Origin of the sequence: Pseudomonas sp. SWRI92 (assembly GCF_014268685.1) — a bacterium.
Taxonomy (GTDB): domain Bacteria; phylum Pseudomonadota; class Gammaproteobacteria; order Pseudomonadales; family Pseudomonadaceae; genus Aquipseudomonas; species Aquipseudomonas marvdashtae.
This window is the reverse complement of sequence record NZ_JABWQY010000002.1, coordinates 574,134-598,424: the sequence shown is the minus strand read 5'-3', so window position 1 is coordinate 598,424 and position 24,291 is coordinate 574,134. Positions and strand designations below refer to the sequence as shown.

The 24,291-nt window shown below is 61.2% G+C and carries 21 protein-coding genes, 2 pseudogenes and 1 riboswitch; of the genes and pseudogenes, 14 read left to right on the top strand and 9 right to left on the bottom strand.

Going from position 1 to position 24,291, the window contains the following annotated elements:
- Positions 1 to 187 precede the first annotated feature (187 nt).
- Positions 188 to 1,183, top strand: coding sequence for a metalloregulator ArsR/SmtB family transcription factor (locus HU762_RS06105; RefSeq protein WP_186634204.1), 996 nt, complete (start codon positions 188 to 190; stop codon positions 1,181 to 1,183).
- Positions 1,184 to 1,202: 19 nt separating this feature from the next.
- On the top strand, positions 1,203 to 2,393 hold the full coding sequence (gene metK, locus HU762_RS06100) for a methionine adenosyltransferase (protein WP_186634201.1): 1,191 nt from the start codon (positions 1,203 to 1,205) through the stop codon (positions 2,391 to 2,393).
- Between the two features lie 62 nt (positions 2,394 to 2,455).
- On the opposite strand, the gene HU762_RS06095 is transcribed toward metK, so the two are convergent.
- The gene (locus HU762_RS06095) at positions 2,456 to 3,076 is read right to left on the bottom strand and encodes a LysE family translocator (protein ID WP_186634199.1); all 621 of its coding nucleotides are present in this window, start codon (positions 3,074 to 3,076) and stop codon (positions 2,456 to 2,458) included.
- A gap of 207 nt (positions 3,077 to 3,283) precedes the next feature.
- On the opposite strand from HU762_RS06095, the gene ligB reads away from it, so the two are divergent.
- Together ligB and HU762_RS06085 are read left to right on the top strand one after the other, a co-directional pair.
- Positions 3,284 to 4,957 carry an NAD-dependent DNA ligase LigB gene (gene ligB / locus HU762_RS06090; protein WP_186634196.1) on the top strand — a complete coding sequence of 558 codons (1,674 nt, stop codon included), beginning with the start codon at positions 3,284 to 3,286 and terminating at the stop codon, positions 4,955 to 4,957.
- A gap of 90 nt (positions 4,958 to 5,047) precedes the next feature.
- Entirely contained in the window at positions 5,048 to 5,443 is a 396-nt protein-coding gene (locus HU762_RS06085; protein WP_186634193.1) for a DUF1090 domain-containing protein, read from the top strand.
- Positions 5,444 to 5,461: 18 nt separating this feature from the next.
- Here HU762_RS06085 and HU762_RS06080 read toward each other — a convergent pair whose 3' ends face one another.
- Complete coding sequence (locus tag HU762_RS06080) at positions 5,462 to 5,911, bottom strand: cytochrome c (protein ID WP_186634190.1); 450 nt, start codon at positions 5,909 to 5,911, stop codon at positions 5,462 to 5,464.
- A 124-nt stretch (positions 5,912 to 6,035) separates the two neighbouring features.
- On the opposite strand from HU762_RS06080, the gene HU762_RS06075 reads away from it, so the two are divergent.
- Entirely contained in the window at positions 6,036 to 7,223 is a 1,188-nt protein-coding gene (locus HU762_RS06075; RefSeq protein ID WP_186634187.1) for a murein transglycosylase A, read from the top strand.
- Between the two features lie 81 nt (positions 7,224 to 7,304).
- Here HU762_RS06075 and HU762_RS06070 read toward each other — a convergent pair whose 3' ends face one another.
- Together HU762_RS06070 and HU762_RS06065 are read right to left on the bottom strand one after the other, a co-directional pair.
- Positions 7,305 to 7,688 (bottom strand): MAPEG family protein, encoded by a 384-nt coding sequence (locus tag HU762_RS06070; RefSeq protein ID WP_186612022.1) that lies wholly within the window; start codon positions 7,686 to 7,688, stop codon positions 7,305 to 7,307.
- Positions 7,689 to 7,738: 50 nt separating this feature from the next.
- A pseudogene (locus HU762_RS06065) lies at positions 7,739 to 7,906 on the bottom strand (EamA family transporter); the annotation flags it as partial.
- Positions 7,907 to 8,060: 154 nt separating this feature from the next.
- On the opposite strand from HU762_RS06065, the gene HU762_RS06060 reads away from it, so the two are divergent.
- The gene (locus HU762_RS06060) at positions 8,061 to 9,230 is read left to right on the top strand and encodes an MFS transporter (protein ID WP_186634185.1); all 1,170 of its coding nucleotides are present in this window, start codon (positions 8,061 to 8,063) and stop codon (positions 9,228 to 9,230) included.
- Here HU762_RS06060 and HU762_RS06055 read toward each other — a convergent pair.
- Together HU762_RS06055 and HU762_RS06050 are read right to left on the bottom strand one after the other, a co-directional pair.
- Complete coding sequence (locus HU762_RS06055) at positions 9,181 to 10,077, bottom strand: formate/nitrite transporter family protein (protein ID WP_186634182.1); 897 nt, start codon at positions 10,075 to 10,077, stop codon at positions 9,181 to 9,183. The genes HU762_RS06060 and HU762_RS06055 overlap by 50 nt on opposite strands.
- A 99-nt stretch (positions 10,078 to 10,176) precedes the next feature.
- Positions 10,177 to 10,578 carry a hotdog domain-containing protein gene (locus HU762_RS06050; RefSeq protein WP_186612025.1) on the bottom strand — a complete coding sequence of 134 codons (402 nt, stop codon included), beginning with the start codon at positions 10,576 to 10,578 and terminating at the stop codon, positions 10,177 to 10,179.
- 189 nt (positions 10,579 to 10,767) lie between these two features.
- A riboswitch (S-adenosyl-L-homocysteine riboswitch) is annotated at positions 10,768 to 10,874 on the top strand.
- 23 nt (positions 10,875 to 10,897) lie between these two features.
- Between HU762_RS06050 and ahcY the strand changes: the two genes are divergently transcribed.
- The 5 genes and pseudogenes from ahcY to HU762_RS06025 all read left to right on the top strand — a co-directional run bounded on the left by ahcY (position 10,898) and on the right by HU762_RS06025 (position 17,419).
- Complete coding sequence (gene ahcY / locus HU762_RS06045; RefSeq protein ID WP_186634179.1) at positions 10,898 to 12,307, top strand: adenosylhomocysteinase; 1,410 nt, start codon at positions 10,898 to 10,900, stop codon at positions 12,305 to 12,307.
- A gap of 109 nt (positions 12,308 to 12,416) precedes the next feature.
- Positions 12,417 to 13,262, top strand: a complete 846-nt coding sequence (metF, locus tag HU762_RS06040) for a methylenetetrahydrofolate reductase [NAD(P)H] (protein WP_186634176.1) — start codon at positions 12,417 to 12,419, stop codon at positions 13,260 to 13,262.
- A gap of 82 nt (positions 13,263 to 13,344) precedes the next feature.
- Positions 13,345 to 14,427, top strand: coding sequence for a hypothetical protein (locus HU762_RS06035; protein WP_186634173.1), 1,083 nt, complete (start codon positions 13,345 to 13,347; stop codon positions 14,425 to 14,427).
- Between the two features lie 84 nt (positions 14,428 to 14,511).
- A pseudogene (locus HU762_RS06030) lies at positions 14,512 to 15,323 on the top strand (transporter substrate-binding domain-containing protein); the annotation flags it as partial.
- A gap of 230 nt (positions 15,324 to 15,553) precedes the next feature.
- Positions 15,554 to 17,419 (top strand): DEAD/DEAH box helicase, encoded by a 1,866-nt coding sequence (locus tag HU762_RS06025; protein WP_186634166.1) that lies wholly within the window; start codon positions 15,554 to 15,556, stop codon positions 17,417 to 17,419.
- 67 nt (positions 17,420 to 17,486) lie between these two features.
- Here the strand turns inward: HU762_RS06025 and HU762_RS06020 are convergent, their stop codons facing one another.
- Both HU762_RS06020 and HU762_RS06015 read right to left on the bottom strand, forming a co-directional pair.
- Positions 17,487 to 18,068, bottom strand: a complete 582-nt coding sequence (locus HU762_RS06020; protein ID WP_186634163.1) for a YceI family protein — start codon at positions 18,066 to 18,068, stop codon at positions 17,487 to 17,489.
- 32 nt (positions 18,069 to 18,100) lie between these two features.
- Positions 18,101 to 18,652 carry a cytochrome b gene (locus tag HU762_RS06015; protein WP_186634160.1) on the bottom strand — a complete coding sequence of 184 codons (552 nt, stop codon included), beginning with the start codon at positions 18,650 to 18,652 and terminating at the stop codon, positions 18,101 to 18,103.
- A 338-nt stretch (positions 18,653 to 18,990) separates the two neighbouring features.
- On the opposite strand from HU762_RS06015, the gene HU762_RS06010 reads away from it, so the two are divergent.
- A complete protein-coding gene (locus HU762_RS06010; RefSeq protein WP_186634157.1) occupies positions 18,991 to 19,497 on the top strand; it encodes a hypothetical protein in 507 nt (168 codons plus the stop codon).
- Positions 19,498 to 20,043: 546 nt separating this feature from the next.
- Here HU762_RS06010 and HU762_RS06005 read toward each other — a convergent pair.
- Complete coding sequence (locus HU762_RS06005; protein WP_186634154.1) at positions 20,044 to 21,804, bottom strand: flavin monoamine oxidase family protein; 1,761 nt, start codon at positions 21,802 to 21,804, stop codon at positions 20,044 to 20,046.
- A 222-nt stretch (positions 21,805 to 22,026) separates the two neighbouring features.
- Here HU762_RS06005 and HU762_RS06000 point away from each other — a divergent pair, with 222 nt between their 5' ends.
- Both HU762_RS06000 and HU762_RS05995 read left to right on the top strand, forming a co-directional pair.
- Positions 22,027 to 23,433 (top strand): adenosylmethionine--8-amino-7-oxononanoate transaminase, encoded by a 1,407-nt coding sequence (locus HU762_RS06000; protein ID WP_186634151.1) that lies wholly within the window; start codon positions 22,027 to 22,029, stop codon positions 23,431 to 23,433.
- A gap of 133 nt (positions 23,434 to 23,566) precedes the next feature.
- On the top strand, positions 23,567 to 24,286 hold the full coding sequence (locus HU762_RS05995) for a 16S rRNA (uracil(1498)-N(3))-methyltransferase (protein ID WP_186634149.1): 720 nt from the start codon (positions 23,567 to 23,569) through the stop codon (positions 24,284 to 24,286).
- Positions 24,287 to 24,291 lie beyond the last annotated feature (5 nt).

The following is a 24,291-nucleotide window of genomic DNA, read 5'->3' as shown; positions in this document are numbered from 1 at the left end:
TTGGGCAATCAGATAGTCGTCCAAAGGCGATATTTGCGGCGGATAACGTCGCATTAGTTGGGTGAAACCTTTCCGCTGATGGTGGGTAGAGTCACGCCTCCTTCGGGAAGTGCCATTTATCGAGCAATATCAAAACTTTTTGATATTGACCTTGCGATGGGCCAGACCGGTCACTAGACTGCCGCCCATGAATTTACGCGTGCCTTCCATTCGCCATGACGATTGCGATGAGCTGGCGGCCCTTTGCAAGGCCGGCGGCGATCCGTTGCGGCTCAATGTATTGCGCGCCCTGGCCAACGACTCGTTCGGCGTGCTGGAACTGGCGCAGATCTTTGGTATCGGCCAATCCGGCATGAGCCATCACCTTAAAGTGCTGGCCCAGGCTGACCTGGTAGCGACCCGCCGTGAAGGCAATGCGATTTTTTATCGCCGCGCCCTGCCCCATACCGATCTCCTGGGCGGCAAGCTGCACGCCGCGCTGCTGGAGGAAGTGGATGAGCTGGATCTGCCGATCGACGTGCAGGCGCGCATCGCCCAGGTACACGGGCAACGGGCCGCAGCCAGCCAGGATTTTTTCGCACGGGTGGCAGAGAAATTTCGCGCCCAGCAGGATTTGATCGCAGGACTGCCGCAGTACCGTGACAGCGTTGTGGCGCTGCTGGACAAATTGAGCTTCGGGCCGAGCGCCACGGCCATTGAAGTCGGCCCCGGCGACGGTGCTTTCCTTCCGGAACTGGCGCGGCGCTTCGGCCAGGTGACGGCGCTGGACAACAGCCCGGCCATGCTGGAGCTGGCCCGCCAGGTGTGCGAGCGTGAGGCGCTGGCTAACGTCAGCCTGCAACTGGCCGACGCCCTTAACGGCGTGAACCTGCGGGCCGACTGTGTTGTATTGAATATGGTGCTTCATCATTTTGCCGCGCCGGCCGATGCGCTCAGGCACATGGCCAACCTGCTGCAACCGGGCGGTAGCCTGTTGGTGACAGAGTTATGCAGCCACAACCAGAGTTGGGCCAAGGAGGCCTGCGGTGATCTATGGTTGGGGTTTGAACAGGACGATCTGGCCCGTTGGGCCACCGCTGCGGGCCTCGTGCCCGGGGAAAGCCTCTATGTAGGCTTACGTAATGGTTTCCAGATTCAGGTCCGCCATTTTCAGCGACCGGCTGGCGACACTCACCATCGGTAACTTGTAGGAAAACATCGAGATGAGCGAATACTCCCTTTTCACCTCCGAGTCCGTGTCTGAAGGGCATCCGGACAAAATCGCCGACCAGATTTCTGATGCGGTGCTGGACGCCATCATTGCTGAAGACAAGTTCGCCCGCGTGGCGTGCGAGACTCTGGTGAAAACGGGCGTGGCGATCATCGCCGGCGAAGTCACCACCTCGGCCTGGGTCGACCTGGAACAGATCGTTCGCGATGTGATCCTGGGCATCGGCTACAACAGCTCCGACGTCGGCTTCGACGGCGCGACCTGCGGCGTGATGAACATCATCGGCAAGCAGTCCCCCGACATCAACCAGGGTGTCGACCGCGCCAAGCCGGAAGACCAGGGCGCTGGCGACCAGGGCCTGATGTTCGGCTACGCCAGCAACGAAACCGACGTGCTGATGCCGGCACCCATCACCTTCTCGCACCAGTTGGTCCAGCGTCAGGCCGAAGCCCGCAAATCCGGCCTGCTGCCTTGGCTGCGCCCGGACGCCAAGTCGCAAGTGACCTGCCGTTACGAAGGCGGCAAGGTCGTTGGCATCGACGCCGTCGTGCTGTCGACCCAGCACAACCCGGAAGTGTCCTACAAAGACCTGCGCGAAGGCGTGATGGAGCTGATCGTCAAGCACGTACTGCCTGCCGAACTGCTGTCCAAGGACACCCAGTTCCACATCAACCCTACTGGCCAGTTCATCATTGGCGGCCCGGTGGGCGACTGCGGCCTGACCGGTCGCAAGATCATCGTCGACAGCTACGGCGGCATGGCCCGTCACGGTGGCGGCGCGTTCTCCGGCAAGGATCCATCCAAGGTTGACCGTTCAGCCGCCTACGCCGGTCGTTATGTCGCCAAGAACATCGTGGCCGCCGGCCTGGCCGAGCGTTGCGAGATCCAGGTTTCCTACGCCATTGGTGTCGCCCAGCCTACGTCGATCTCGCTGAACACCTTCGGCACCGGCAAGATTGGCGATGACAAGATCATCAACCTGGTCCGCGAAGTATTCGACCTGCGTCCATACGCGATCACCACCATGCTCGACCTGCTGCACCCGATGTACCAGGACACCGCAGCCTACGGCCACTTCGGTCGTACGCCGCAGACCAAGACGGTGGGTGACGACACGTTCACCACGTTCACCTGGGAAAAGACCGACCGCGCTGACGCCCTGCGCGCCGCTGCCGGCCTGTAATACCCGCGACAATGAAAAGCCCCTGGCGACTGAGTCGCCAGGGGCTTTTTTGTATCCGCTGTTCAGGCCCGCCGCGCCACCAGCAAGAACGAAGCCGCGCTGGCCAACAACCCCGCGCACATCCGATTGAACAGCCGCTTGCCGCTCGGCCGGGCAAACAGTCGCCGCGCATAAATACCCATGTAGCAGTACAAGCCGATGGCAACGCATTCCAACGCCAGGAAAAGCCCGCCGAGCACCGCGAATTGCTGAGTGACGGTGCCGGAGCGATCAACGAACTGCGGCAGGAACGCGGTAAACAGCAGGATCGCTTTCGGATTGCCAATCGCCACCAGGAACTCCTGGCGCGCCAGGCTGGCCACGCTCATGGAGGTCATCACCGCGTCGCTGTCGGTTTCAGGCTGCGCCCGCCACAACTGCACGGCGAGAAAGAACAGATACCCGGCACCGACGAGCTTGATGCCCAAAAATAACAACTCGGAAGTGTGCAGGACAGCGGTCAGCCCCACTGCCGCCAAGGCAATCATGATCGCAAACGCCAGCAACCGGCCGACGCCGCCACTGCACGCCCGGACGAAGCCATAGCGGGAGGCGTTACTGATGGACAGGAGGTTGTTCGGCCCCGGCGCCATGTTCAACGCAAAGCAGGCAGGGATGAAAACAGCGAGGGTCGTCAGGTCCATCGGGGCGCTCCTGGCAGCGACGAGTCGAAGGCCCATTCTGCGCCGGTCGCCGAGGGGTTCAAGGGACAGTTGCGCGACGAATTCATACCTCAACTGTACCGCCGCGACTTCGCCATCAGGCTCCGCAAAATCCGGTAACGCTCCAAGTCTCGCGACTTCCCAGACAATGACTAGCCTTCAGGTACTCAACCAAGCAAGGATGCTTCGATGCCATCGTTTTTTCATGTACTCGCCTGCCTGCTATTCGTCACTGTCCCCGCGGTCGCCGCGCCCTGCCCCGACTGGCCCATCGAGCGTGCCAGAGCAGAAATCGCCGCGCTGCAACGGCAAATAGACACTTGGGACGACAGTTATCACCGCCTCGGCCGATCCCTGGTAGCCGACGAACTTTATGATCAGTCCCTCGAACAGCTGGAACAATGGCGCACTTGCGTGAACCTCGCCGCGCCCACGAATCCGCTGCGATCAGCGGGCGGGAAGGTGGCGCACCCGATCGTTCACACCGGCCTGGAAAAACTCAAGGACGCCGACGCAGTGGGAGCCTGGCTACGCCATCGAGAAGATGTCTGGATCCAGCCGAAAGTCGATGGCGTGGCAGTGACTCTGGTCTATCGGGAAGGGCGCCTGCAGCAGGCGATCAGCCGTGGCGACGGCAAACACGGGCATGACTGGACCACGAATGCGCGCAAGATCGACGCCATTCCGCAGCAACTGAGCCAGCCTTTGAGCGTGGTCGTCCAGGGCGAGTTGTATCGGCGCCTGGACGACCATGTCCAAGCCGTCAGGGGCAGCTTGAACGCCCGGGGGACCATGGCGGGCCTGATGGCGCGCGGCAACCTGACGACGCACGATACGCAATATATCGGCCTGTTCGTCTGGGACTGGCCCGAAGGGCCGGACACCTTGCCCGAGCGGATGACCGCGCTGAATGAGCTGGGCTTCGCTGATACCCTGGACTACAACCAGCCCGTCCGGCACCTGGCCGATGCCGAGCACTGGCGCAACCACTGGTATCGCACGCCGCTGCCCTTCGCCACTGATGGAATCGTCCTGCGCCAGAGCCGCCGTCCATCCGCCGACCGCTGGCAGGCCAAGGCGCCTTTCTGGAGCGTGGCCTGGAAATACCCATACGCCCAAGCCCTTGCCGAAGTTCGCAAAGTGAACTTCAAGGTCGGTCGTACCGGACGCATCACGCCCGTGCTGGAAATTGAACCTACCCTGCTCGACGACCGAAGGATCCGCCGGGTGAGCGTCAGTTCGCTCAAGCACTGGGAGGAGATGGACGTGCGCCCCGGCGATCGGGTTGCGATCAGCCTGGCCGGCCTGACGATCCCGCGACTCGACGCGGTTGTGCTGCGCAGCCTGGAGCGCCAAGACGTCATTGCCCCTGCGGCGGCCGATTATCACCTCTTGAGTTGCTGGCAACCGACGCCCGGCTGCGAGAGCCAATTCCTGGCACGCATGGATTGGCTCAGTGGCAAGCACGGGCTCGCCCTGCCTCATGTCGGCCCGGGCACCTGGGAAAAACTGCTGGTCGCCGGGCGACTCGACGGATTGCTCGATTGGTTGACCCTCGATGCCGCCGAGCTTGCTACCATTGCCGGCTTCGGCGAACGCAGCAGTACTCAACTGCTTGCCAGCCTGGACAGCGCCCGGCATCGACCGTTTCGCCAGTGGCTCAAGGCCCTCGGCCTGCCGCCTACCGCACAGGCCAGGCTGGACGGACCGTGGCAGGCATTGGCCGAGCGCAGCACCGAACAATGGCAAGCCGAGGCCGGCATCGGGCCGGGACGCGCCGCGCAACTGAGCGCTTTTTTTCGCGACCCGCAGGTGCTGGCCTTGACTGAAACACTACGCACCGCAGGGGTCGATGGCTTCTAATTCAGGCCCCGCGCGGTTGAACCCAAGGGGCAGGCATGCGTCAAACAGCGCATCTGCCCGACCGCCCGCGTGTCTTTATACGGAGTTGCTATGAATTTCCTGCCCCCTGTTGCCCTGCTGGTGTTATGCAGCGCCATGGCTACCTCTTCATTGGCGGATGAGCAAACCCCGGAGCTCACCGGCTGCGCGGCCAAGCGCCAAGGCATCATCAACCAGATCAAGCAGGCCAAGTCCCGAGGCAATCAGGATCAGCAGGCGGGTCTCGAAACGGCACTGAGCGAAGTCACAACCCATTGCACCGACGCGTCCTTGCGCAAGGAGCGCGAGAACAAAGTGCTTGAGGCCAAGCATGAAGTCAGTCGCCGCCAGGCCGACCTGGAAAAAGCCATGAAGAAGGGCGACGCGGAGAAGATCAACAAGCGCAAGGACAAACTGGCGGCTTCCCGCAAGGAACTGCAGGAAGCGGTGGATGAGTTGGACAAGTAGGCTGTGAGCTGCCCCTAATCAATGATCCCGAAACTCCTTGTGACAGGCACTGCACGCATCTTCGACCTGTTGCACCGCCGGTCCCAACTGACTGGCTCTGTAGGGCTGGACCTTGCTGGCCACCACCAACTCAGCGGTGGCGGTCTCAAGGCTACGGGCCAGCTCCTGGAAACGCGCCTGTTTTTGCCAGACCTCGTCCAAAGCGCTGGTGTGGTCCTGCTCGCGTACCGGTGGGAAGTGCTTCCACGGCTCGCGGGACAGTTGATCGAGTTTTACCGCGCCTTCGGCGAAACGTGCGCCGTCGAATGGAATACGTCCGCGCAGCATGCCACCCAACTCTTCGTTGGTCTTGAGCATCTGTTTGAAAATCGCCTTGCGCTGGCCCAGCGGGGAGTTAGGGTCGACGCCACCGCAGGCGGACAACACCAGGCAAGCCAGCACGACCATGGAAAATCGTCTTACAAACATCTTGGCCTCGGAACGGGAAACGGCCGTTAGTATCCTCCGGGGCGCGGGCAAAGACCAATGGCCCTATCAACAATACGAGTTGTCGAGCGCCTGACCGCGCTCAACGACTGCAAAGGAAAACTTCATGAACAGCCGCTTCAAGCCCTGGCACAAGAGCCTGGCGTTGACTCTACCGCTGATCGCAATACTGGCCGGCTGCAATCGCGGCGAAAAGACCGAAGAGCCGAAGACCCACGCGCTCGCCACTTATGTCAGCGCACCGTGGGAGGCGCTGCCTTCGGTCTCCGACGAAGACTTGCTGGCCGGTTTCGGTTCCTGGCGCAGCGCTTGCACCCGGCTCAAGGCCGACCCGAACTGGGGCCCGACCTGCGCGGCCGCGGCCAATGTGCCGCAGACCACATCGGCCGTACGCAACTTCCTGAAAAAGCACCTGGACGTCTATGGCCTACGCTCGGGCGACAACAGCCCCAACGGCCTGATCACCGGCTACTACGAGCCGGTCTATCCCGGCAGCCTCACCCAGACGGCTACTGCAAATGTCCCGGTGTACGGCGTGCCAGAGGACATGATTGTCGTTGCGCTGGACAGCCTCTACCCCGAACTCAAGGGCAAGCGCCTGCGCGGTCGCCTCGAAGGCCGGGTGCTGAAACCCTACGACGACGCGACTACCATTGAGACCCAAGGGGTGAAGGCGCCAGTTATCGCCTGGCTGACGGACCCGATGAACCTGCAATTCCTGCAGATCCAGGGTTCGGGGCGGATTCGGCTCGATGACGGCCGCCAGGTGCGCATCGGCTACGCCGACCAGAACGGCCACCCATATCGGCCCATCGGCCGGTGGCTGGTCGAACAGGGCGAGCTGAAGAAAGAAGACGTGACCATGGGCGCCATCAATGCCTGGGCCAAGGCCCACCCGGAGCGGATTCCCGAGTTGCTGGGGAGCAACCCCAGCTATGTATTCTTCAACCGCAACCCCGACAGCAACGAAGGCCCTCGCGGCTCGCTGAACGTACCGCTCACCGCTGGCTACAGCGTGGCGGTGGATCGCAAGGTAATCCCCCTGGGCAGCCTGTTGTGGCTATCCACGACTCGCCCCGATGGCAGCGTCTTGAACCGCCCCGTCGCGGCCCAGGACACCGGCGGCGCGATTACCGGCGAAGTACGGGCCGACCTGTTCTGGGGCACCGGCGAGGCTGCGGGGCAACTGGCGGGGGACATGAAGCAACAAGGACAAATCTGGATGCTCTGGCCCAAGGGCATGGCTTTGCCGCAAGTGCCGCAGGTGGCGAATGCGATCACTGCCAATCCCTGAGGGTTGGAGCCGATGGGCGGGCCCCCGTCGCGAGCTTATCGCGATGGGGACCGCTCAAACGCTTACCTCTATAAACCCGCTTCAGACCGAAACAAAGAAGAAACTCAGTACCAACCCCACCCCGACGAACCACACCAGCGAACGCAGGATTGCCCAGTCCGCCAAGTAGCAGATGATGTACAGCAGCCGACTGGTGATGAACAACACGGCAAGCACGTTGATGGTCACCAGCTCGGCGTTGCCGGCCAGGTGCGCGACGATCACGGCGGCAGCAAAAAACGGGGCGATCTCGAAGCTGTTCAATTGCGCGGCGTAGGCACGCCGGGGTGCGCCTTCGAGCGCGTCGAGGAAATCCCGGGGATCGTGGTTATCCTGCAGCCTGTATCTGCCGCCCGCCTTGGCGATGCCGATACACAGGTAAGGCAGGATAAAAGCGATCAACACACACCACAGGGCTACCGTCATACCGCACTTCCTTTTTGAGTTTTATAGAAAAATCGAGCGTGAGGCACTGGTCAGAGTTTCATCACCAGCATGCCAATCAGCACCAGTGCGCAGGCTAAGAGCCGTGGCCGGCCAAAAGGTTCTTTAAGGTAGCGCATGGCAAAGAGCACAACCAGGATCACCCTGATCTCCCGCAGCGCCGCCGCATCGGCGATTGAGCCCAGTTGCATGGCCCACAGCTCCGCAGCGGTTTATACTGCTCCCGACCACGCCGCACTCAGTTGCGCATAAGCCAATTCCAATAACTCTGCTGCTGCCCGTTTCGTTCGAATCGGAGCATCGGCATGCGTATGGCTGATCAGAGCGTCAAGACTACAGACAGAGACCCTGCGCATGCCACTCGCCTTGCTTGCTTTGGCCGTTGCCGCTTTCGGCATCGGCACGACTGAATTCGTCATCATGGGCCTGCTGCCCGATGTCGCCCGTGACCTGGGCGTCAGCATTCCCCAAGCCGGGTTGCTGATCACCGGCTACGCCTTGGGCGTGGTGTTCGGCGCGCCGATCCTGGCGATCGGCACCGCCAATATGCCACGCCGGGCAACGCTGCTGGGCATGACGCTGATGTTCATTCTCGGCAACGTGCTCTGCGCCCTGGCGCCGAACTACGTCACGCTGATGGCCGCCCGGGTCATTACCGCGCTGTGTCACGGGGCGTTTTTTGGGATCGGCTCGGTGGTGGCGGCCGGGCTGGTGGCGCCGAACAAACGGGCCCAGGCGATCGCGATGATGTTCACCGGCCTGACGTTGGCGAATGTCCTGGGCGTGCCGTTGGGCACGGCGCTGGGCCAATACGCCGGCTGGCGGTCGACGTTCTGGGCGGTATCGGTGATCGGCGTGATCGCCGTCATTGCCCAATGGGTCTGGTTGCCCAAGGAAATCCCCATGGAAAAGGCCAACCTCGCCAGCGAGTTCAAGGTCCTGGGCAAGGTCAATGTGCTGCTGGCGCTGGGCATGAGCGTGCTGGCCTCTACCAGCCTGTTCAGCGTGTTCACCTACATCGCGCCGATCCTGCAGGACATCACCGGCGTGAGCCCTCACGGCATCACCGTCATGCTGCTGTTGTTCGGCGTCGGCCTCACGGCGGGCAGTTTTCTTGGTGGGCGGTTGGCCGACCGGCGCCTGCTGCCATCATTGGTAGGCATGGCGCTGGCCGTCGTGCTGGTGTTGGCCGCGTTCAGCCAGACCAGCCAATCGGTGATTCCAGCGGCGATTACCCTGGTGCTGTGGGGCATCTTCGCCTTCGCCCTGTGCCCGATCCTGCAATTGCTGATCATCGACCAGGCCCATGAAGCGCCGAACCTCGGCTCGACGCTGAACCAGAGCGCCTTCAACCTGGGCAACGCCGCCGGCGCCTGGATCGGCGGACTGGTGGTGGCCAGCGGCGCCAACCTGGCCGACCTGCCATGGACCGGCGCCCTGGTCGGCGGGCTGACCGTATTGACTGCGCTGTACTTTATTTATCGGCAGCGTCGCCTGAGCGCCGCGGCAGGCTTTGCCGAGTGAGAGGGGTACTGAGGGGAACGTTGGTCTCGCTGCGCACCTGCGCGTGGCTGATCAGGGCAAAGATGAAGCTGCCGCCGATGATGTTGCCCGCCAGGGTTGGCGCGGCGAACACCATCCAGAAATCCTCCCAGGACAACTGGCCGGCAAACACCAGATAGGAGACCTCGGCCGAGCCGACGACGATGTGGGTGAAGTCCCCCAGCGCCATGAGATAAGTGATAAGCACAATGATCCACATCTTGGCGCTTTCCATAGAGGGGATCATCCACACCATGGTGGCGATCATCCAGCCGGAAATAATGCCCTTGGCGAACATCTGGCCGGTGTCGTTTTCCATGACCTTGCGACCGATTTCCAGGAACGCCTGGTCGGTGCGCTGATCGAAAATCGGCAGGTGCAGCATCACATAGGCCACCAGCAAAGTGCCGCACAGATTGCCCACCAACACCACACCCCATAGCCTGAACAAGCGGCCGAAGTTGCCCAACGTTGGCTTGCTCATGATGGGTAGCACGGCGGTCAGGGTGTTTTCGGTAAATAGCTGCTGGCGCGCGAGGATCACCGCCAGGAAGCCGGCGCAGTAGCCAAGACTGGCAATCACTTTAAAACCTTCGTGGTCCGGCAGCCGCGAGTTGAGCAACCCCATCGCCATGAGCGACAGACCCATGGTCAAGCCGGCCGCCAGCGCCGACCACCAGAGCGCGGCGACGCTGCGTTCCAGCTCCTGATTGCCCTGGGTGCGGATGATTTCATGCAGCACTGCCGCCCGTGGCGGCTGGTTGCGGTCGACCTCGTGCTGTTCCTGTGCCGAGAGGTCAGGGGTCTTGCCGTCTTCGTGGGTGTCCATACAGCTCCTGAACCGGTGGCGTGATGTACCTACGACACGCGGCGTTCGGAGCTGTTCAGTGGTGCCGGGAAATGACCGGCGCCTGTTACACCCCCGGCCTTATTCGACAGTGTCGCCCTTGAACTGATCCTTGACGTACTTGATCTCCGTCCGACCATGGGGCGCGGGCAAGCCGTCTTCGCCGAGATTGACGAACACCATCTTCTCCACTGTCAGGATGCTCTTGCGGGTGATCTTGTTGCGCACTTCGCACGTCAGGGTGATGGACGTGCGGCCAAACTCGGTGGCGGTGATGCCCAGTTCGATAATGTCGCCCTGGCGCGAAGCGCTGACAAAATTGATTTCAGAGATGTACTTGGTGACAACGCGCTGGTTACCCAGCTGGACGATAGCGTAGATCGCCGCCTCCTCGTCGATCCAGCGCAACAGGCTGCCGCCGAACAGCGTGCCATTGGGATTGAGGTCTTCGGGCTTGACCCATTTGCGGGTGTGGAAATTCATGATCACTCCTGAGCGTCTGGCCGATGAATGCCGGCATCATGGCAGACCGGGCGGGAAGGCTCTACGTCGCCAGGGCTATAACGATCATCGGCAATTTTGATTTGCCGACAGAAACCCTTTGGAAGATCCGATTAGCCCGTTATAATCGCCACCGCTTTGCCGGCCCACGCTTTGGGTCGTTCCCGCCACCTGTCCGAGGGGCGCTGCAGCAGGCTCGACCTGTCAGGCTCGGATGGGGCGTTGTTTGTACGGGGCTCCCCGCACAGGCACTAAACGCACAACGGCGCCCATTCGCATACATTACGAATGGAGGCTCTTCATGAGCGCTGTTATCACGCCTGCTGCTTTTACCGACTACAAAGTCGCCGACATGTCCCTGGCTGCCTGGGGCCGTCGCGAGATCATCATTGCCGAATCCGAAATGCCAGCCCTGATGGGCCTGCGCCGCAAATACTCTGGCGAACAGCCATTGAAGGGCGCAAAAATCCTCGGCTGCATCCACATGACCATCCAGACCGCCGTGCTGATCGAAACCCTGGTTGCCCTGGGTGCCGAAGTTCGCTGGTCCTCCTGCAACATCTTCTCGACCCAGGACCAGGCCGCCGCGGCCATTGCCGCTGCCGGCATCCCGGTTTTCGCCTGGAAAGGCGAGACCGAGCAAGAGTACGAGTGGTGCCTGGAGCAGACCATCCTCAAGGATGGCCAGCCGTGGGAAACCAACATGATCCTCGACGACGGCGGCGACCTGACCGAGCTGCTGCACAAGAAATACCCGGCCGTGCTGGACAAGGTCCACGGCGTGACCGAGGAAACCACCACCGGCGTACACCGCCTGCTGGACATGCTGGCCAAGGGCGAACTGAAGATCCCGGCCATCAACGTCAACGACTCGGTGACCAAGAGCAAGAACGACAACAAGTACGGCTGCCGTCACAGCCTCAACGACGCCATCAAGCGCGGCACCGACCACTTGCTGTCCGGCAAGCAGGCCCTGGTGATCGGCTACGGTGACGTGGGCAAGGGTTCGGCCCAATCCCTGCGTCAGGAAGGCATGATCGTCAAGGTGTCCGAAGTCGACCCGATCTGCGCCATGCAAGCGTGCATGGACGGTTTCGAGCTGGTTTCGCCGTTCATCGACGGGATCAACGACGGCACCGAGGCCAGCATCGACAAGGCACTGCTGGGCAAGATCGACCTGATCGTCACCACCACCGGTAACGTCAATGTCTGTGACGCCAACATGCTCAAGGCCCTTAAGAAGCGCGCCGTGGTCTGCAACATCGGTCACTTCGACAATGAAATCGACACCGCTTTCATGCGCAAGAACTGGGCATGGGAAGAAGTGAAGCCGCAGGTCCACAAGGTGCACCGCACCGGCGCCGGCAGCTTCGACCCACAGAACGACGACTACCTGATCCTGCTCGCCGAAGGCCGCCTGGTTAACCTGGGCAACGCCACCGGTCACCCAAGCCGCATCATGGACGGTTCGTTCGCCAACCAGGTCCTGGCCCAGATCTTCCTGTTCGGCCAGAAATACGCCGACCTGTCGCCGGCCCAGAAAGCCGAGCGCCTGACCGTGGAAGTGCTGCCGAAGAAACTCGACGAAGAAGTCGCCCTGGAAATGGTCCGCGGTTTCGGCGGCGTGGTCACCAAGCTGACCAAGCAACAGGCTGACTACATCGGCGTCACCGTCGAAGGCCCGTTCAAGCCGCACGCTTATCGCTACTGATCGGCTCGGCTCCCCCGCGTGGGAGCCGGCTCCTTGTGGGGCGCGAGCTTGCTCGCCCCCACTCAAGCCTGCGTGCCTCACCGGCCTATGAGTTTCCAAGGATATGACCATGTCCCAAGAACGCCGCTACAGCTTCGAGTTCTTCCCGACGAAAACCGATGCTGGGCATGAAAAACTGATCGCCACCGCCCGCCAGCTGGCCAGCTACAACCCGGATTTCTTCTCCTGCACCTACGGCGCCGGCGGTTCGACCCGTGACCGCACGATGAATACCGTGCTGCAGCTCGAAAGCGAAGTCAAAGTCCCGGCCGCTCCGCATCTGTCTTGCGTGGGCGATAGCAAGGATGACCTGCGCAACCTGCTGACCCAATACCAAGCCGCCGGCATCAAGCGCATCGTGGCCCTGCGCGGCGACCTGCCGTCAGGCATGGGCATGGCCAGTGGCGAGCTGCGTCACGCCAATGAACTGGTTGAGTTCATTCGCGGAGAAACCGGCGAACACTTTCACATCGAAATCGCCGCGTACCCGGAAATGCATCCCCAGGCGCGCAACTTCGAAGATGACCTGCGCAATTTCGTGCGCAAGGCCAACGCCGGCGCCAACAGTGCAATCACCCAATACTTCTTCAACGCCGACAGCTACTTCTATTTCGTCGAGCGCGTTCGCAAGCTGGGTGTCGAGATCCCCGTGGTACCGGGAATCATGCCGATCACCAACTACAGCAAGCTGGCGCGTTTCTCCGACGCCTGCGGGGCAGAAATCCCGCGCTGGATCCGCAAGCAACTGGAAGCCTACGGCGACGACACATCCAGCATCCAAAGCTTCGGTGAAGAAATCATCACGCAAATGTGTGAGCGTTTGTTACAAGGCGGTGCGCCGGGGCTGCATTTCTATACCCTGAACCAGGCCGAGCCCAGCCTCGCGGTATGGAATAACCTCAAACTGCCGCGTTAACTGACTTAATGCAGTGGTACAAAAAAGGCCCTGGCAAAAACCAGGGCTTTTTTTTACACAAACATCTGGAGGATTGCGTTAGATGCCTAATGGCCACAGGTCAACGACCCCACAACTCATTTATCTGGTCTACGGGGCCGAGACTTATCACCAGGAAGCGGTATTCAGCATCGCCAGCGCTCTGGCGGGTCTGCGCGAGACCCCAGGTGAAGCGCTGGACATCCAGGTGTTCACTGACAATCCCGCGCCCTACGACGGCTTGCCGGTTCGGCTGCGCCCTCTGGACAACGAAACGCGTCAAGGCTGGATCGCCCCGCACGGCTATCACTTCCGAGCCAAGCACGTCGTCCTGCAGAAGGTACTCGAAGAGCATGAACTGGCACTGCTGATCGACACGGACACCTTTTTCCATTGCTCGCCCCTGGCTCTCTTCCAACGGATCAAGCCAGGTACGCTGCTGTGCAACGCCTTCGGCTTGAACTATGGCGCCAACAAGGATGCTGGACTGTACCTGACGCTCGCCAAGCCCCTGCAACAGCGGCAACTGGCCGACGATGCCATGCCTTTGCTGAACTCGGGTGTGATCGGTCTCTACGCAGCCGATGCGGCAATCCTGGACCAATCGATCGCCCTGATGGATGAGTTTTATGTGCTCGCGAACGGGGCTTACACCCTGGAAGAGTTCTGCCTGTCGGTGGCGGCCTATCGCAAGGTCCAGGTCAGTGAATGTCCGGACCTGATCCACCACTACTGGAGCCGCAAACAGCTGTTCCGTGCCAAGACCAAAGCCTGGTACGACAAACATCGCGCAGCGCCGGTTTGCCAGTATGCGCTGGATGAAACACGGCAAGTCACCGCCGTCCTGCCCCGTCCGCCTACCCTTCAACGCTTGGCGTACAAAGTCATTACCGTGGCGTTACCGGGCCATAAACGCCAGTTCATGCGTGAAATCCTGTATGGCTGCTACCCTCACCCGAACCCCTTCGATCGGGCCTGCGGCCCGGTCTGGTGGGAAAAGGCGCTGGAGAACGTCGAACATCGACTGAAAAAACCCTTGCAGGATCATGAGCTCAAACAGTGGCTCAGCCATCCCCTCATACGATGCGTGCTGGGCGAGCGCCGCGAAGCCATCTATCGACACTTGATGCAGACAAAAGGCAATTAGTGCCCTGCATGACCGATGCCGGGCACGAAGCCACGCGCCAGAGCGCTCTAGCTATTTGATGAGCTCTCGTCGTAACCTCCGGCCATGCCCGTAGTCGTCCAGTTACTGACAGCCCTCCTTCTCTTGTGCCTGAGCGTCGCCGCCCAGGCCGAGAAGTTGCGCATTGTCACCGAACCCTGGGCGCCCTATGTCTATGAAGAAAATGGCAAGACCCTGGGCCTGGACTATGAAACCACGGCCATCGTCTTCAAGCGCCTGGGCATCGACGTGGAATGGCAACTGCTGCCCTGGAAACGTTGCCTGGCGATGTTGGAACAAGGGCTGGCGGACGGCGCGCTGGACATCTTCCGCAGCGACGAGCGCGATGCCTTGCTGCTCTACCCCAGCGAACCGCTGTCGGATGTGGAGTTCGTCATGTTCTACGCCAACGCAAGGCCCCATCCGTTTCGTAGCCTCGAGGACCTGGACGGGCTGACCGTCGGCACCTCCCCCGGTTATCTGTACAGCCAGGCGTTCAGGGAATCGACCCGATTCAAACAAGAAGCGGCGCCCACCCACGAAGCCAACTTCGGCAAGTTGCAACTGGGCCGGATTGACTTGCTCATCACCGATCGCCGGGTCGGCCGGCATGTGCTCAAGGCGCTGCAACTGGGCGACCAGATTACCGAAAGTCCAACGGTCGTGAGCCGCCAAAGCCAATATCTGGCGGTGCGGCGCGGCGCCGGCATGGATCTGCTGGTGCAACGCTTCGGCGCAGAACTCAAGCGTTTCAAGCATGAGCCCGCCTATGCCGAACTGAGCGCCCGCTATGGCGCCGGCCCAGCGGCCAGGACGGCGCAGCCCGACACGGTGCCACGCTGAAATACACCGTTGAGCAGCAGGAAAGCGGCGCACGGCGATTGCTCTGTTATACTCCGGCGTTCCCGCCAGGCTCACGCCCGGACGCCCGGTCTTGCAAAAGGCATCCCGACACCGCTACAGCGCAGCTTCCAGCCCGCGCGAGCCCTGTCCGGATCCGTCTTCCAGACCCGGCGGGACCGGACGGGATGTGGTCTTCGATTGACCCCATTCGCGCCAGGCAAGACTATCCCTTTGGGCCAGGCCCTCACTAAAAACAGGATTACTCATGTCCTTTGCTTCCCTCGGTCTCTCCGAGGCTTTAGTCGGCGCCATCGAAGCCGCCGGCTACACCCAGCCTACCCCGGTGCAACAGCGGGCTATCCCCGCCGTGTTGCAAGGTCGCGATCTGATGGTCGCCGCGCAGACAGGTACTGGCAAGACCGGCGGTTTCGCCCTTCCGATCCTGGAGCGGTTGTTTCCCAACGGTCACCCAGACAAATCCCAGCGTCACGGCCCGCGCCAACCGCGCGTACTGGTCCTGACCCCTACCCGCGAACTGGCGGCCCAGGTACACGAGAGTTTCAAGGTCTATGCTCGCGACCTGAAATTCGTCAGTGCCTGCATTTTCGGCGGCGTCGGCATGAACCCGCAGGTCCAGGCCATGGCGCGTGGCGTCGATGTGCTGGTGGCCTGCCCCGGTCGCCTGCTGGACCTGGCTGGCCAGGGCAGCGTCGATCTGTCCCACGTGGAAATCCTCGTGCTGGACGAAGCCGACCGCATGCTCGACATGGGTTTCGTCCATGACGTGAAGAAAGTGCTGGCCCGCCTGCCGGCCAAGCGCCAGAACCTGCTGTTCTCGGCGACGTTCTCCAAGGACATCACCGACCTCGCAGGCAAGCTCCTGCACAACCCGGAGCGCATCGAAGTCACGCCGCCGAACACCACGGTCGAGCGCATCGAGCAACGCGTCTTCCGCCTGCCGGCCAGCCATAAGCGTGCCCTGCTGGCGCACCTGATCACCACCGGCGCCTGGGAACAGGTCCTGGTGTTCACTCGCACCAAGCATGGCGCCAACCGCCTCGCCGAATACCTGGACAAGCATGGCCTGCCGGCTGTGGCGATCCATGGCAACAAGAGCCAGAACGCCCGCACCAAGGCCCTGGCCGACTTCAAGGCCGGCGAAGTGCGCATCCTGGTTGCTACCGACATCGCCGCTCGCGGCCTCGACATCGACCAGTTGCCGCATGTGGTCAACTTCGAATTGCCGAACGTCGATGAAGACTACGTGCACCGTATCGGCCGCACGGGCCGGGCCGGTCGTTCGGGCGAGGCGATCTCGCTGGTCGCGCCGGACGAAGAGAAGCTGCTCAAGAGCATCGAGCGCATGACCAAGCAGAAGATCGCCGACGGCGACCTGATGGGCTTCGATTCCAGCACCATCGAGGCTGAAAAGCCTGAAGTGCGCGAGCGTCCGGATGTTCGCAACCCGCGCAACCCGCGCGGCCCACGCGGCGACGGTCCGAATGGCGGCGGCGGTGGCGGCGGTCGTAAAGACAAAGGCAAGGACAAGGGCAAGGAAAAGGCGGCCACCAGCGGTCGCGGCGAACGTCCGGCCCGCGAGCAGAAGCCCCGTGAAGGTACGCCAGCCCGTGAGCAGCAGCGCCCAGCACCGCGCGCCGCAGCCGATCGTGCCCCGGACGAGTTCCTCGACGATGATGTCGATAACTTTGGCAACCGTGTCGACTACGTGCCCCAGCAGAAACCGGCCCAGGGTCGCGGTCGTCGTCCAGGCGCACCGGCACCAGGCGCGGCTGCGGGCGCACCTCGCAATGGCCAGCCACAAGGTCGCCAGAACGGTCCACGCAACAGCAACGGCTCGTCCACCGGCACTCCGCCGGCCAAGCGCAGCGGCCCGCGCAACGGCGCTCCGCGTGACGGCCAGGCCCGTCGCGAAGACTCTCGTCCACGCCGCCCGGCCCGTGATGACGACCAGCCTCGTCAGGAACCCGCCGTGCAGAACCCGCGTGGCAGCCAGCCGAAAATCATGCACAAGGAATCGAAGGTCGATCGTTTCCCGACGCCTGAGCAGCTGGATGAACTGCCAAGCCGTCCACGCGGTGAGAAGCCGGCATTGCTGACGCGCAATCGCTGAGTTTCCGACGCTTACAAAAACGCCCCTGGTCGCAAGACCAGGGGCGTTTTTTTGTCAGGCGCGAACGTTACTTCGCTTGGACGCCTTCAAACGAAACGTACAGCTCGACCACGTCGGATTTCGGCCCCAGGTCTTTCTGCTTGCCAAAGTCAGAACGCTTGATTGTGGTGGTGCCTTCGAAGCCGGCACGGTAGCCACCCCATGGATCCTTGCCTTCACCCAGGAAGGTTGCCTTGACCACGACCGGCTTGGTCACGCCCAGCAAGGTCAGGTCACCGGTCACATCGGCGGTGTTTGCGCCGGTGGACTTGACGCTGGTGGAAACGAACGTGGCCTTGCCGAATTTGCTGGCGTTCAGGAAGTCAGCGCTGGCGATGTGCTTGTCACGCTCGGCGTGGTTGGTGAACACGCTGGCGGTGTTGACGTTGAACTCGATTTTGCTGGCTTCGGGCTTGGCAGCGTCGAAGCTGAACTTGCCATCGATGTCCTTGAAGGTACCGGTGATGTAGCTATAGCCCAGGTGGCTGATCTTGAAGTCGACGAAGGCGTGCTGGCCTTCCTTGTCAACCACGTAGTCTGCGGCCATGGCCTGGCCGGCGGACAGCAGGGCAGAACCGATTGCCAGAGCGGCGAGCGTCTTTTTCAACATGCTTTCTATTCCTTTGGAGTCGAGGTTGAACATCAGGCTTGGCGCCCCAGCATGCGCTTGAGGGTCGCGTCACGGTCGATAAAGTGGTGCTTCAATGCTGCCAACGCATGGAGCCCGGAAAAAATTACCAGCGCCCACGCCAGGTAAAAGTGGATCTGGCCGGCGACGTCTGCCTGATCGGGCAGTCCGGACACCAGCGCGGGTACTTCAAACAAACCAAACACCGAGATCCCGACACCGTCTGCGGTGGAAATCAGGTAACCGGCGATCATCACGGCGAACAGCCCGAGATACAGGGCACTATGACCGATCTTGGCGCCGACGCGGGTAAGACGGCCATAGGTTTCCAGGGTCGGTGGCGGTGGGCTGACAAAGCGCCAGATCACCCGCAGCACCATGACCGCCAGCAGCACCAGGCCAATGCTCTTGTGCAGCTCCGGCGCGTCTTTACGCCAGGTGCTGTAGTAATCCAGCCCGACCATCCACAGGCCCAGCGCGAACAGCCCGTACACCGCCAGCGCTACGGCCCAGTGCGAAACGATGCTGACCCAGCCATAGCGGGAAGAAGAGTTGCGTAGCTGCATTGCTCATATCCTGTAAAAACCGTGACCAAGACTAGCGAGTTATCTATCGATTTAAAGCGGAAATTTTTGCTTTGAAATATCGAGAAATACGATCATCAGTCTGGAGGGGGTGGGTTAAGGAAAGATTAAAGGAGAAACGGTGGCTAATGACGAGGATACAGGCAGCCGTTGGGTGTCTGCATGAACCTTTCGCCACCAGGCTCGCCACCATAGCGGACCGCGCGGGGGCCATCACCGCCGCTCAAGTATTTTTTCCATGCAATATATATGTATCGCCATTTCCGCTTTTACCCTTGCTCAAATGAGCCCTCAACAACTCATTGAACAAGGTGAACAAAATGGCTGTTCGTTATACCCCTTTCAAAGCTAGCGGCTCGCCGCAACTACCTCCTAATCAAACGATGTCCCCGGGGCAATACCTAAAATCCGGCAATGGACGGTTCCGATTGATCTTACAAGCCGATGGAAACTTGGTAATCAAGGACCGCGAGGCAATTATCTGGACCGCTGGTGATAAACAACCTTACAGTGTCACGTTGTATCCAAGAAGAATGCGTGAGCCTCTGCAATTCGTCGTCAGCAACAGCGGCTTTCTTTATGATCCGTCCAGACGGCGATTGTGGATCGCCGAAAGCACCCACAGCAGAGACAAATCTCTTTGGTTCAACACCTATATGGTCATGCAGGACGATGGAAACCTGGTCATTTTTGACATGCGAACAGGCAATCTTTGCTGGGCCCGCTATGGCTTCGTCCCGGGACGTATGTCCAAGCCAAAGCGGGTAAAAATTTTATTTGAGGGCTTTAAAATTAAAACTTGGTCGTTTTCACTGCCGCCTCTCTAGAGTCACTTATTGACGCACTCAGGCCTGTAAGGATCCATGTCGCATCTATAAATTAATTGAGGATCGTGCTTTTTCAGCACCATACGGCCATCAGCAGTGCAACCACTGACACCGAATACTGCCAATAGCATTAAAGCCGCTATGAACTTCATATTAACTCCAGCTTTTACGAGGTGAAAATTGTGAATTATTAGCTTACCGAACACTCAGGCCTATATGGATCGAAGATGCATTTGTACGCCAACTAGGGGTCCCGTTCTGGAATCATCGGAATCATCAGGGGATCCCGACATTCGCCATACACACACCCATACATCGAAACCAATACGACCATTGCTATGAGTATTTTCATACGCGCGCTCCTGTGTTTAGGAGAGCCTAGACTCATGGCTTGGCGCGCTCTATCGCCTGCTTCCGGTTAAAGAGTGGGAAGTTTCCGATATATCGCCGAGGCGTGTAGGACGTCGCGCTTATCAAGGGGCGCCGGTACGCTTGATGCAGGATAAAAAAACGCGGCACTTGGGCCGCGTTCTTTACACCTGAACGTTACTGAGCCTTGGTCTCAGTAGTCGTCGCCGGCTTGGCGACGGGCTTCTTCACCGGCTCGGCCTTTTTTACCGGGGCCTTGGCGGGGGGCTTTTTGGCTGGGGTCTTGGCCGCGGGTTTTTTCGCCGCCGGCTTGGCCGTGGCTTTCTTGGCGGGTTCGACTTTCACCGGGGCAGGCGCGGGTGGCGCTACCGGGGCAGGCGCTGGGACGGGTGTCGGTGCAGGCGCTGGAGGCGGTGCTACCGGCTCGGGGGCCTTGGCCGGTTCCGGCTTCTTGTCGTCATCCGAGCCACCGAACAGGTTGCTGAAGAAGTTGCCTTTCTTCGCCGCCACCGCTCCGGCGGCAGCTGCTGCGGCCGGGGCGACTTTCGCTGGTTCGAACGACTTGCCTGCCGCCAGGTCTTCAACTTGGCTGGCTGCGCGCTGGCCGCTGCGCAATGCGCCTTCCAAGGTGCCTGGGTACAACGCGTCGGTGTGTTCGCCAGCAAAGGCTACACGTTGCAAAGGTTTTTCCCACAGGCGCCAGTACTTACTGATCTGTCCCGGACCAAACGCCAGATACGCGCCGCCCATGGCAGGATCGGTGCTGTAGCGGCGGATTTCATAGCCGGTAAACGCGCCACGGGCCTGTGGATAAAACGCGTGCAGGCGGATCAGCACCTGATCGACCATCTGCTTGTCGCCGAAGGCTTGCATCACCCGGGCGTTGTCGCCGGACAGGTTGATGACCACGTTGGCGCCGCCATTCATGGCCGGTTCGATCCACATCATGCCCAGGCCGGCGTTGCTGTAGATCTCGCCCGACATGCGTGCCTTGCTGTCCCAGACCGGGGTCTTGAACTTGAGCATGATCTGGTCGCGCCAACCGTAGTTGGTGCCTTTGATCGCGCCCAGGTGCTGGGCATCCAGGGCCGGGGTCAGCTGGATTTTGTTCAACGCCCGCAGTGGCACGGCCAGTACGGCGTAATCAGCCTGGTAGCCAACGGCGCCAACCTTGACGGTGACGCCGTCCTTGTCCTGGGAGATCGCCGAGACGGGAGAGCTGGTCTTGATGACTTTCAGTTGTTTGACGAACGCCTGGGCCAACACCGGGCTGCCGCCGAGCAGGCGCGAAGCGCGCAGGTCACGGTCGGACACGCCGCGATAGACGCGGTTCTGCTGTGCGAAATACAGCAACGACAGCCGCGACGGTTCGTCGTAGCGCGTACGAATTTCCTGACTGACCAGTTGCCGCGCAGTGGCGGGCAATTGCAGACGGTCGAGCCAACTGGACACCGTGATCTGGTCGAGCGCGTGCAATGTATTGGTGGCCGCCGGGTTCAGCGGATCGTCGATGGAGCGGGCCAACTCGTCCACCGTGGTTTCGTAGCGCTTGAGCGCTTCGGCGGTGGCCGGCTGCTTGGTCGCCAGGTCGGCGGCAGTGAAGTAGGTACCGTCTATCAGGTAACTGGGGGTGCGCACGAATTCCGGCGCCGGCGTGGTGCTCAGCTTGAAGGTGGAGACGTACTTGTTCAGCACCGGCTGGGTTTTTTCGTTGCCGATCCACTCGCTGGTGGCCATGCCAGAACGACCGCCCAGGCTCGGCTTGGCTTCCAGCAACGTCACGGCCCAGCCTTTGTTCTGCAGCTCGTAGGCCGCCGTCAGCCCGGCCAACCCTCCTCCGATGACAATCGCTGTCGGTTGCTTGTCCTTGGCCAGCGCCGAAACGCTGAACAGCCCTATCATCACCAGCGCACAGGCGCGCAGCCAACCAGCAGACATTCAACGAACTCCGGAATGACGTAAGAATTTTCGATTTTTTGAGCCAGTCGGCTCCGGGAACGGCGAAGAATACGTCAGCCATCAAAGCGCCGCCAGCGGCGTCTATCGCCTGGCCCAAAGTAGCGGCAACGACACAATGGGTTGTTCGCAAGGCCGCCATTGCATAGGCTTGCGCGATTGTTTTGCCCGCGCCCGCCGCGAGCTGCCTCGAGGAGACTGTACATGGGCCTGAATAACCAGTGGATGCAACGCGATCTCGCGGTGCTGTGGCACCCCTGCACCCAGATGAAAGATCACGAACAGCTGCCGCTGATCCCTATCAAGCGCGGCGAAGGCGTGTGGCTGGAGGACTTCGAAGGCAAGCGTTACCTCGACGCGGTGAGCTCTTGGTGGGTCAACGTGTTCGGTCACGCCAACCCGCGCATCAACCAACGCATCAAGGATCAGGTCGACCAGCTGGAGCACGTGATCCTCGCCGGCTTCAGCCACCAACCGGTGATCGAGCTGTCCGAACGCCTGGTAAAGATGACGCCTAAAGGCTTGACCCGGTGCTTCTACGCCGATAACGGCTCGTCCTGCATCGAAGTGGCGATGAAGATGAGCTTTCACTATTGGATCAATCGCGGCCGACCGGACAAAAAGCGCTTCGTCACCCTGAGCAACAGTTACCACGGCGAAACCATCGCGGCGATGTCGGTGGGCGATGTGCCGCTGTTCACCGAAACCTACAAGGCGTTGCTGCTGGACACCATCAAAGTGCCGAGCCCCGACTGCTACCACCGTCCCGACGGCATGGGCTGGGAAGAGCATTCGCGCAACATGTTCGCCGCCATGGAACAGACCCTGGCCGAGCACCACGACACGGTCGCGGCAGTGATCGTCGAACCGCTGATCCAGGGCGCCGGCGGCATGCGCATGTACCACCCGGTGTATTTGAAGCTGTTGCGCGAAGCTTGCGACCGCTACGGCGTGCACCTGATCCACGATGAAATCGCGGTCGGCTTCGGCCGCACCGGGACAATGTTTGCCTGCGAACAGGCTGGCATCACGCCGGATTTCCTCTGCCTGTCGAAGGCCCTGACCGGCGGTTACCTGCCGCTGGCGGCATGCGTGACCACTGATGACGTCTACAACGCCTTCTACGACGATTACCCGACCCTGCGCGCCTTCCTGCATTCCCACAGCTACACCGGCAATCCGCTGGCGTGCGCGGCAGCCCTGGCGACGCTGGACATCTTCGAAGAAGACAACGTGATCGAAAACAACAAGGCCCTGGCCCAACGCATGGCCAGCGCCACCGCGCACCTGGCCGACCATCCCAACGTGGCCGAAGTGCGCCAGACCGGGATGGTGCTGGCGATCGAAATGGTCAAGGACAAGGCCAGCAAGACCGCCTATCCGTGGCAGGAGCGCCGCGGCCTGACGGTGTTCCAGCATGCCTTGGAGCGCGGTGCATTGCTGCGGCCGCTGGGCAGCGTGGTGTATTTCCTGCCGCCTTATGTGATCACGCCGGAACAGATCGACTTCCTGGCCGAGGTCGCCAGCGAAGGCATCGACATCGCCACGCGGGACAAGGTCAGCGTGGCGGTGCCGAAGGATTTCCACCCGGGTTATCGTGATCCAGGCTGACACCTGAACTTCTCGTTCCCACGCTCTGCGTGGGAATGCATCCTGTGACGCTCCGCGTCACATCCATAGCGGACGCAGAGCGTCCATGGCGGCATTCCCACGCAGAGCGTGGGAACGATCAAGAGAACAAAACATGAGACTGTCCCGCTTCTTCATCGACACGCCCCTGAGCCTCGGCGCCCATGAGTTGCCCGAAGCCCAGGCCCATTACATCGGCCGTGTGCTGCGCATGGCCGAGGGTGATGCGGTTCAAGTGTTCGACGGCTCCGGCCAGGAGTTTCGCGGCACCTTGGCCGAAGTCGGCAAGAAGCGTGTGCGCGTGCAGCTCGACGAGCAATTTGCCGGTCAGGCTGAATCGCCCTTGCGTATTCACTTAGGCCAGGGCCTGTCCCGCGGCGAGCGCATGGATTGGGCGATCCAGAAAGCCACGGAACTGGGTGTCAGCGAGATCACGCCAATTTTCACCGAGCGCTGCGAAGTGCGCCTCAAGGATGAACGCGCCGATAAACGTTTGCTGCACTGGCGTCAGGTGGCGATCAGCGCGTGCGAACAATGCGGACGTTCCACCGTGCCGGTCATCCACCCGCCGTTGCTGCTGGCCGACTGGCTGAAGCAGACCGACGCCGAGCTGAAACTGGTGCTGCACCCGGTCGCCGAACCGCTGGTCAGCCACGCCAAACCAGCGACCCTGGCGTTTCTGATCGGTCCCGAGGGCGGCTTGTCGGATACCGAAGTCGAGCAAGCCAAGACCGCCGGCTACCATGCCGCCCGCCTCGGTCCCCGTGTGCTGCGCACCGAAACCGCGCCGGTGGTGGCGCTGGCCGTGGCGCAGCAGTTGTGGGGGGATTTCTGACGTCA

What these genes read in the sequence shown, in the direction of transcription:
- HU762_RS06020 (WP_186634163.1), bottom strand. Translation starts at nt 18,068, where the DNA reads ATGTTGAAAAAGACGCTCGCCGCTCTGGCAATCGGTTCTGCCCTGCTG.
- HU762_RS06070 (WP_186612022.1), bottom strand. Translation starts at nt 7,688, where the DNA reads ATGACGGTAGCCCTGTGGTGTGTGTTGATCGCTTTTATCCTGCCTTAC.
- HU762_RS06080 (WP_186634190.1), bottom strand. Translation starts at nt 5,911, where the DNA reads ATGTTTGTAAGACGATTTTCCATGGTCGTGCTGGCTTGCCTGGTGTTG.
- HU762_RS06095 (WP_186634199.1), bottom strand. Translation starts at nt 3,076, where the DNA reads ATGGACCTGACGACCCTCGCTGTTTTCATCCCTGCCTGCTTTGCGTTG.
- metK (WP_186634201.1), top strand. Translation starts at nt 1,203, where the DNA reads ATGAGCGAATACTCCCTTTTCACCTCCGAGTCCGTGTCTGAAGGGCAT.
- HU762_RS06015 (WP_186634160.1), bottom strand. Translation starts at nt 18,652, where the DNA reads ATGCAGCTACGCAACTCTTCTTCCCGCTATGGCTGGGTCAGCATCGTT.
- metF (WP_186634176.1), top strand. Translation starts at nt 12,417, where the DNA reads ATGTCCCAAGAACGCCGCTACAGCTTCGAGTTCTTCCCGACGAAAACC.
- HU762_RS06025 (WP_186634166.1), top strand. Translation starts at nt 15,554, where the DNA reads ATGTCCTTTGCTTCCCTCGGTCTCTCCGAGGCTTTAGTCGGCGCCATC.
- HU762_RS06050 (WP_186612025.1), bottom strand. Translation starts at nt 10,578, where the DNA reads ATGAATTTCCACACCCGCAAATGGGTCAAGCCCGAAGACCTCAATCCC.
- HU762_RS06060 (WP_186634185.1), top strand. Translation starts at nt 8,061, where the DNA reads ATGCCACTCGCCTTGCTTGCTTTGGCCGTTGCCGCTTTCGGCATCGGC.
- HU762_RS06105 (WP_186634204.1), top strand. Translation starts at nt 188, where the DNA reads ATGAATTTACGCGTGCCTTCCATTCGCCATGACGATTGCGATGAGCTG.
- HU762_RS06005 (WP_186634154.1), bottom strand. Translation starts at nt 21,804, where the DNA reads ATGTCTGCTGGTTGGCTGCGCGCCTGTGCGCTGGTGATGATAGGGCTG.
- HU762_RS06055 (WP_186634182.1), bottom strand. Translation starts at nt 10,077, where the DNA reads ATGGACACCCACGAAGACGGCAAGACCCCTGACCTCTCGGCACAGGAA.
- HU762_RS05995 (WP_186634149.1), top strand. Translation starts at nt 23,567, where the DNA reads ATGAGACTGTCCCGCTTCTTCATCGACACGCCCCTGAGCCTCGGCGCC.
- HU762_RS06075 (WP_186634187.1), top strand. Translation starts at nt 6,036, where the DNA reads ATGAACAGCCGCTTCAAGCCCTGGCACAAGAGCCTGGCGTTGACTCTA.
- ahcY (WP_186634179.1), top strand. Translation starts at nt 10,898, where the DNA reads ATGAGCGCTGTTATCACGCCTGCTGCTTTTACCGACTACAAAGTCGCC.
- HU762_RS06010 (WP_186634157.1), top strand. Translation starts at nt 18,991, where the DNA reads ATGGCTGTTCGTTATACCCCTTTCAAAGCTAGCGGCTCGCCGCAACTA.
- HU762_RS06085 (WP_186634193.1), top strand. Translation starts at nt 5,048, where the DNA reads ATGAATTTCCTGCCCCCTGTTGCCCTGCTGGTGTTATGCAGCGCCATG.
- HU762_RS06000 (WP_186634151.1), top strand. Translation starts at nt 22,027, where the DNA reads ATGGGCCTGAATAACCAGTGGATGCAACGCGATCTCGCGGTGCTGTGG.
- ligB (WP_186634196.1), top strand. Translation starts at nt 3,284, where the DNA reads ATGCCATCGTTTTTTCATGTACTCGCCTGCCTGCTATTCGTCACTGTC.
- HU762_RS06035 (WP_186634173.1), top strand. Translation starts at nt 13,345, where the DNA reads ATGCCTAATGGCCACAGGTCAACGACCCCACAACTCATTTATCTGGTC.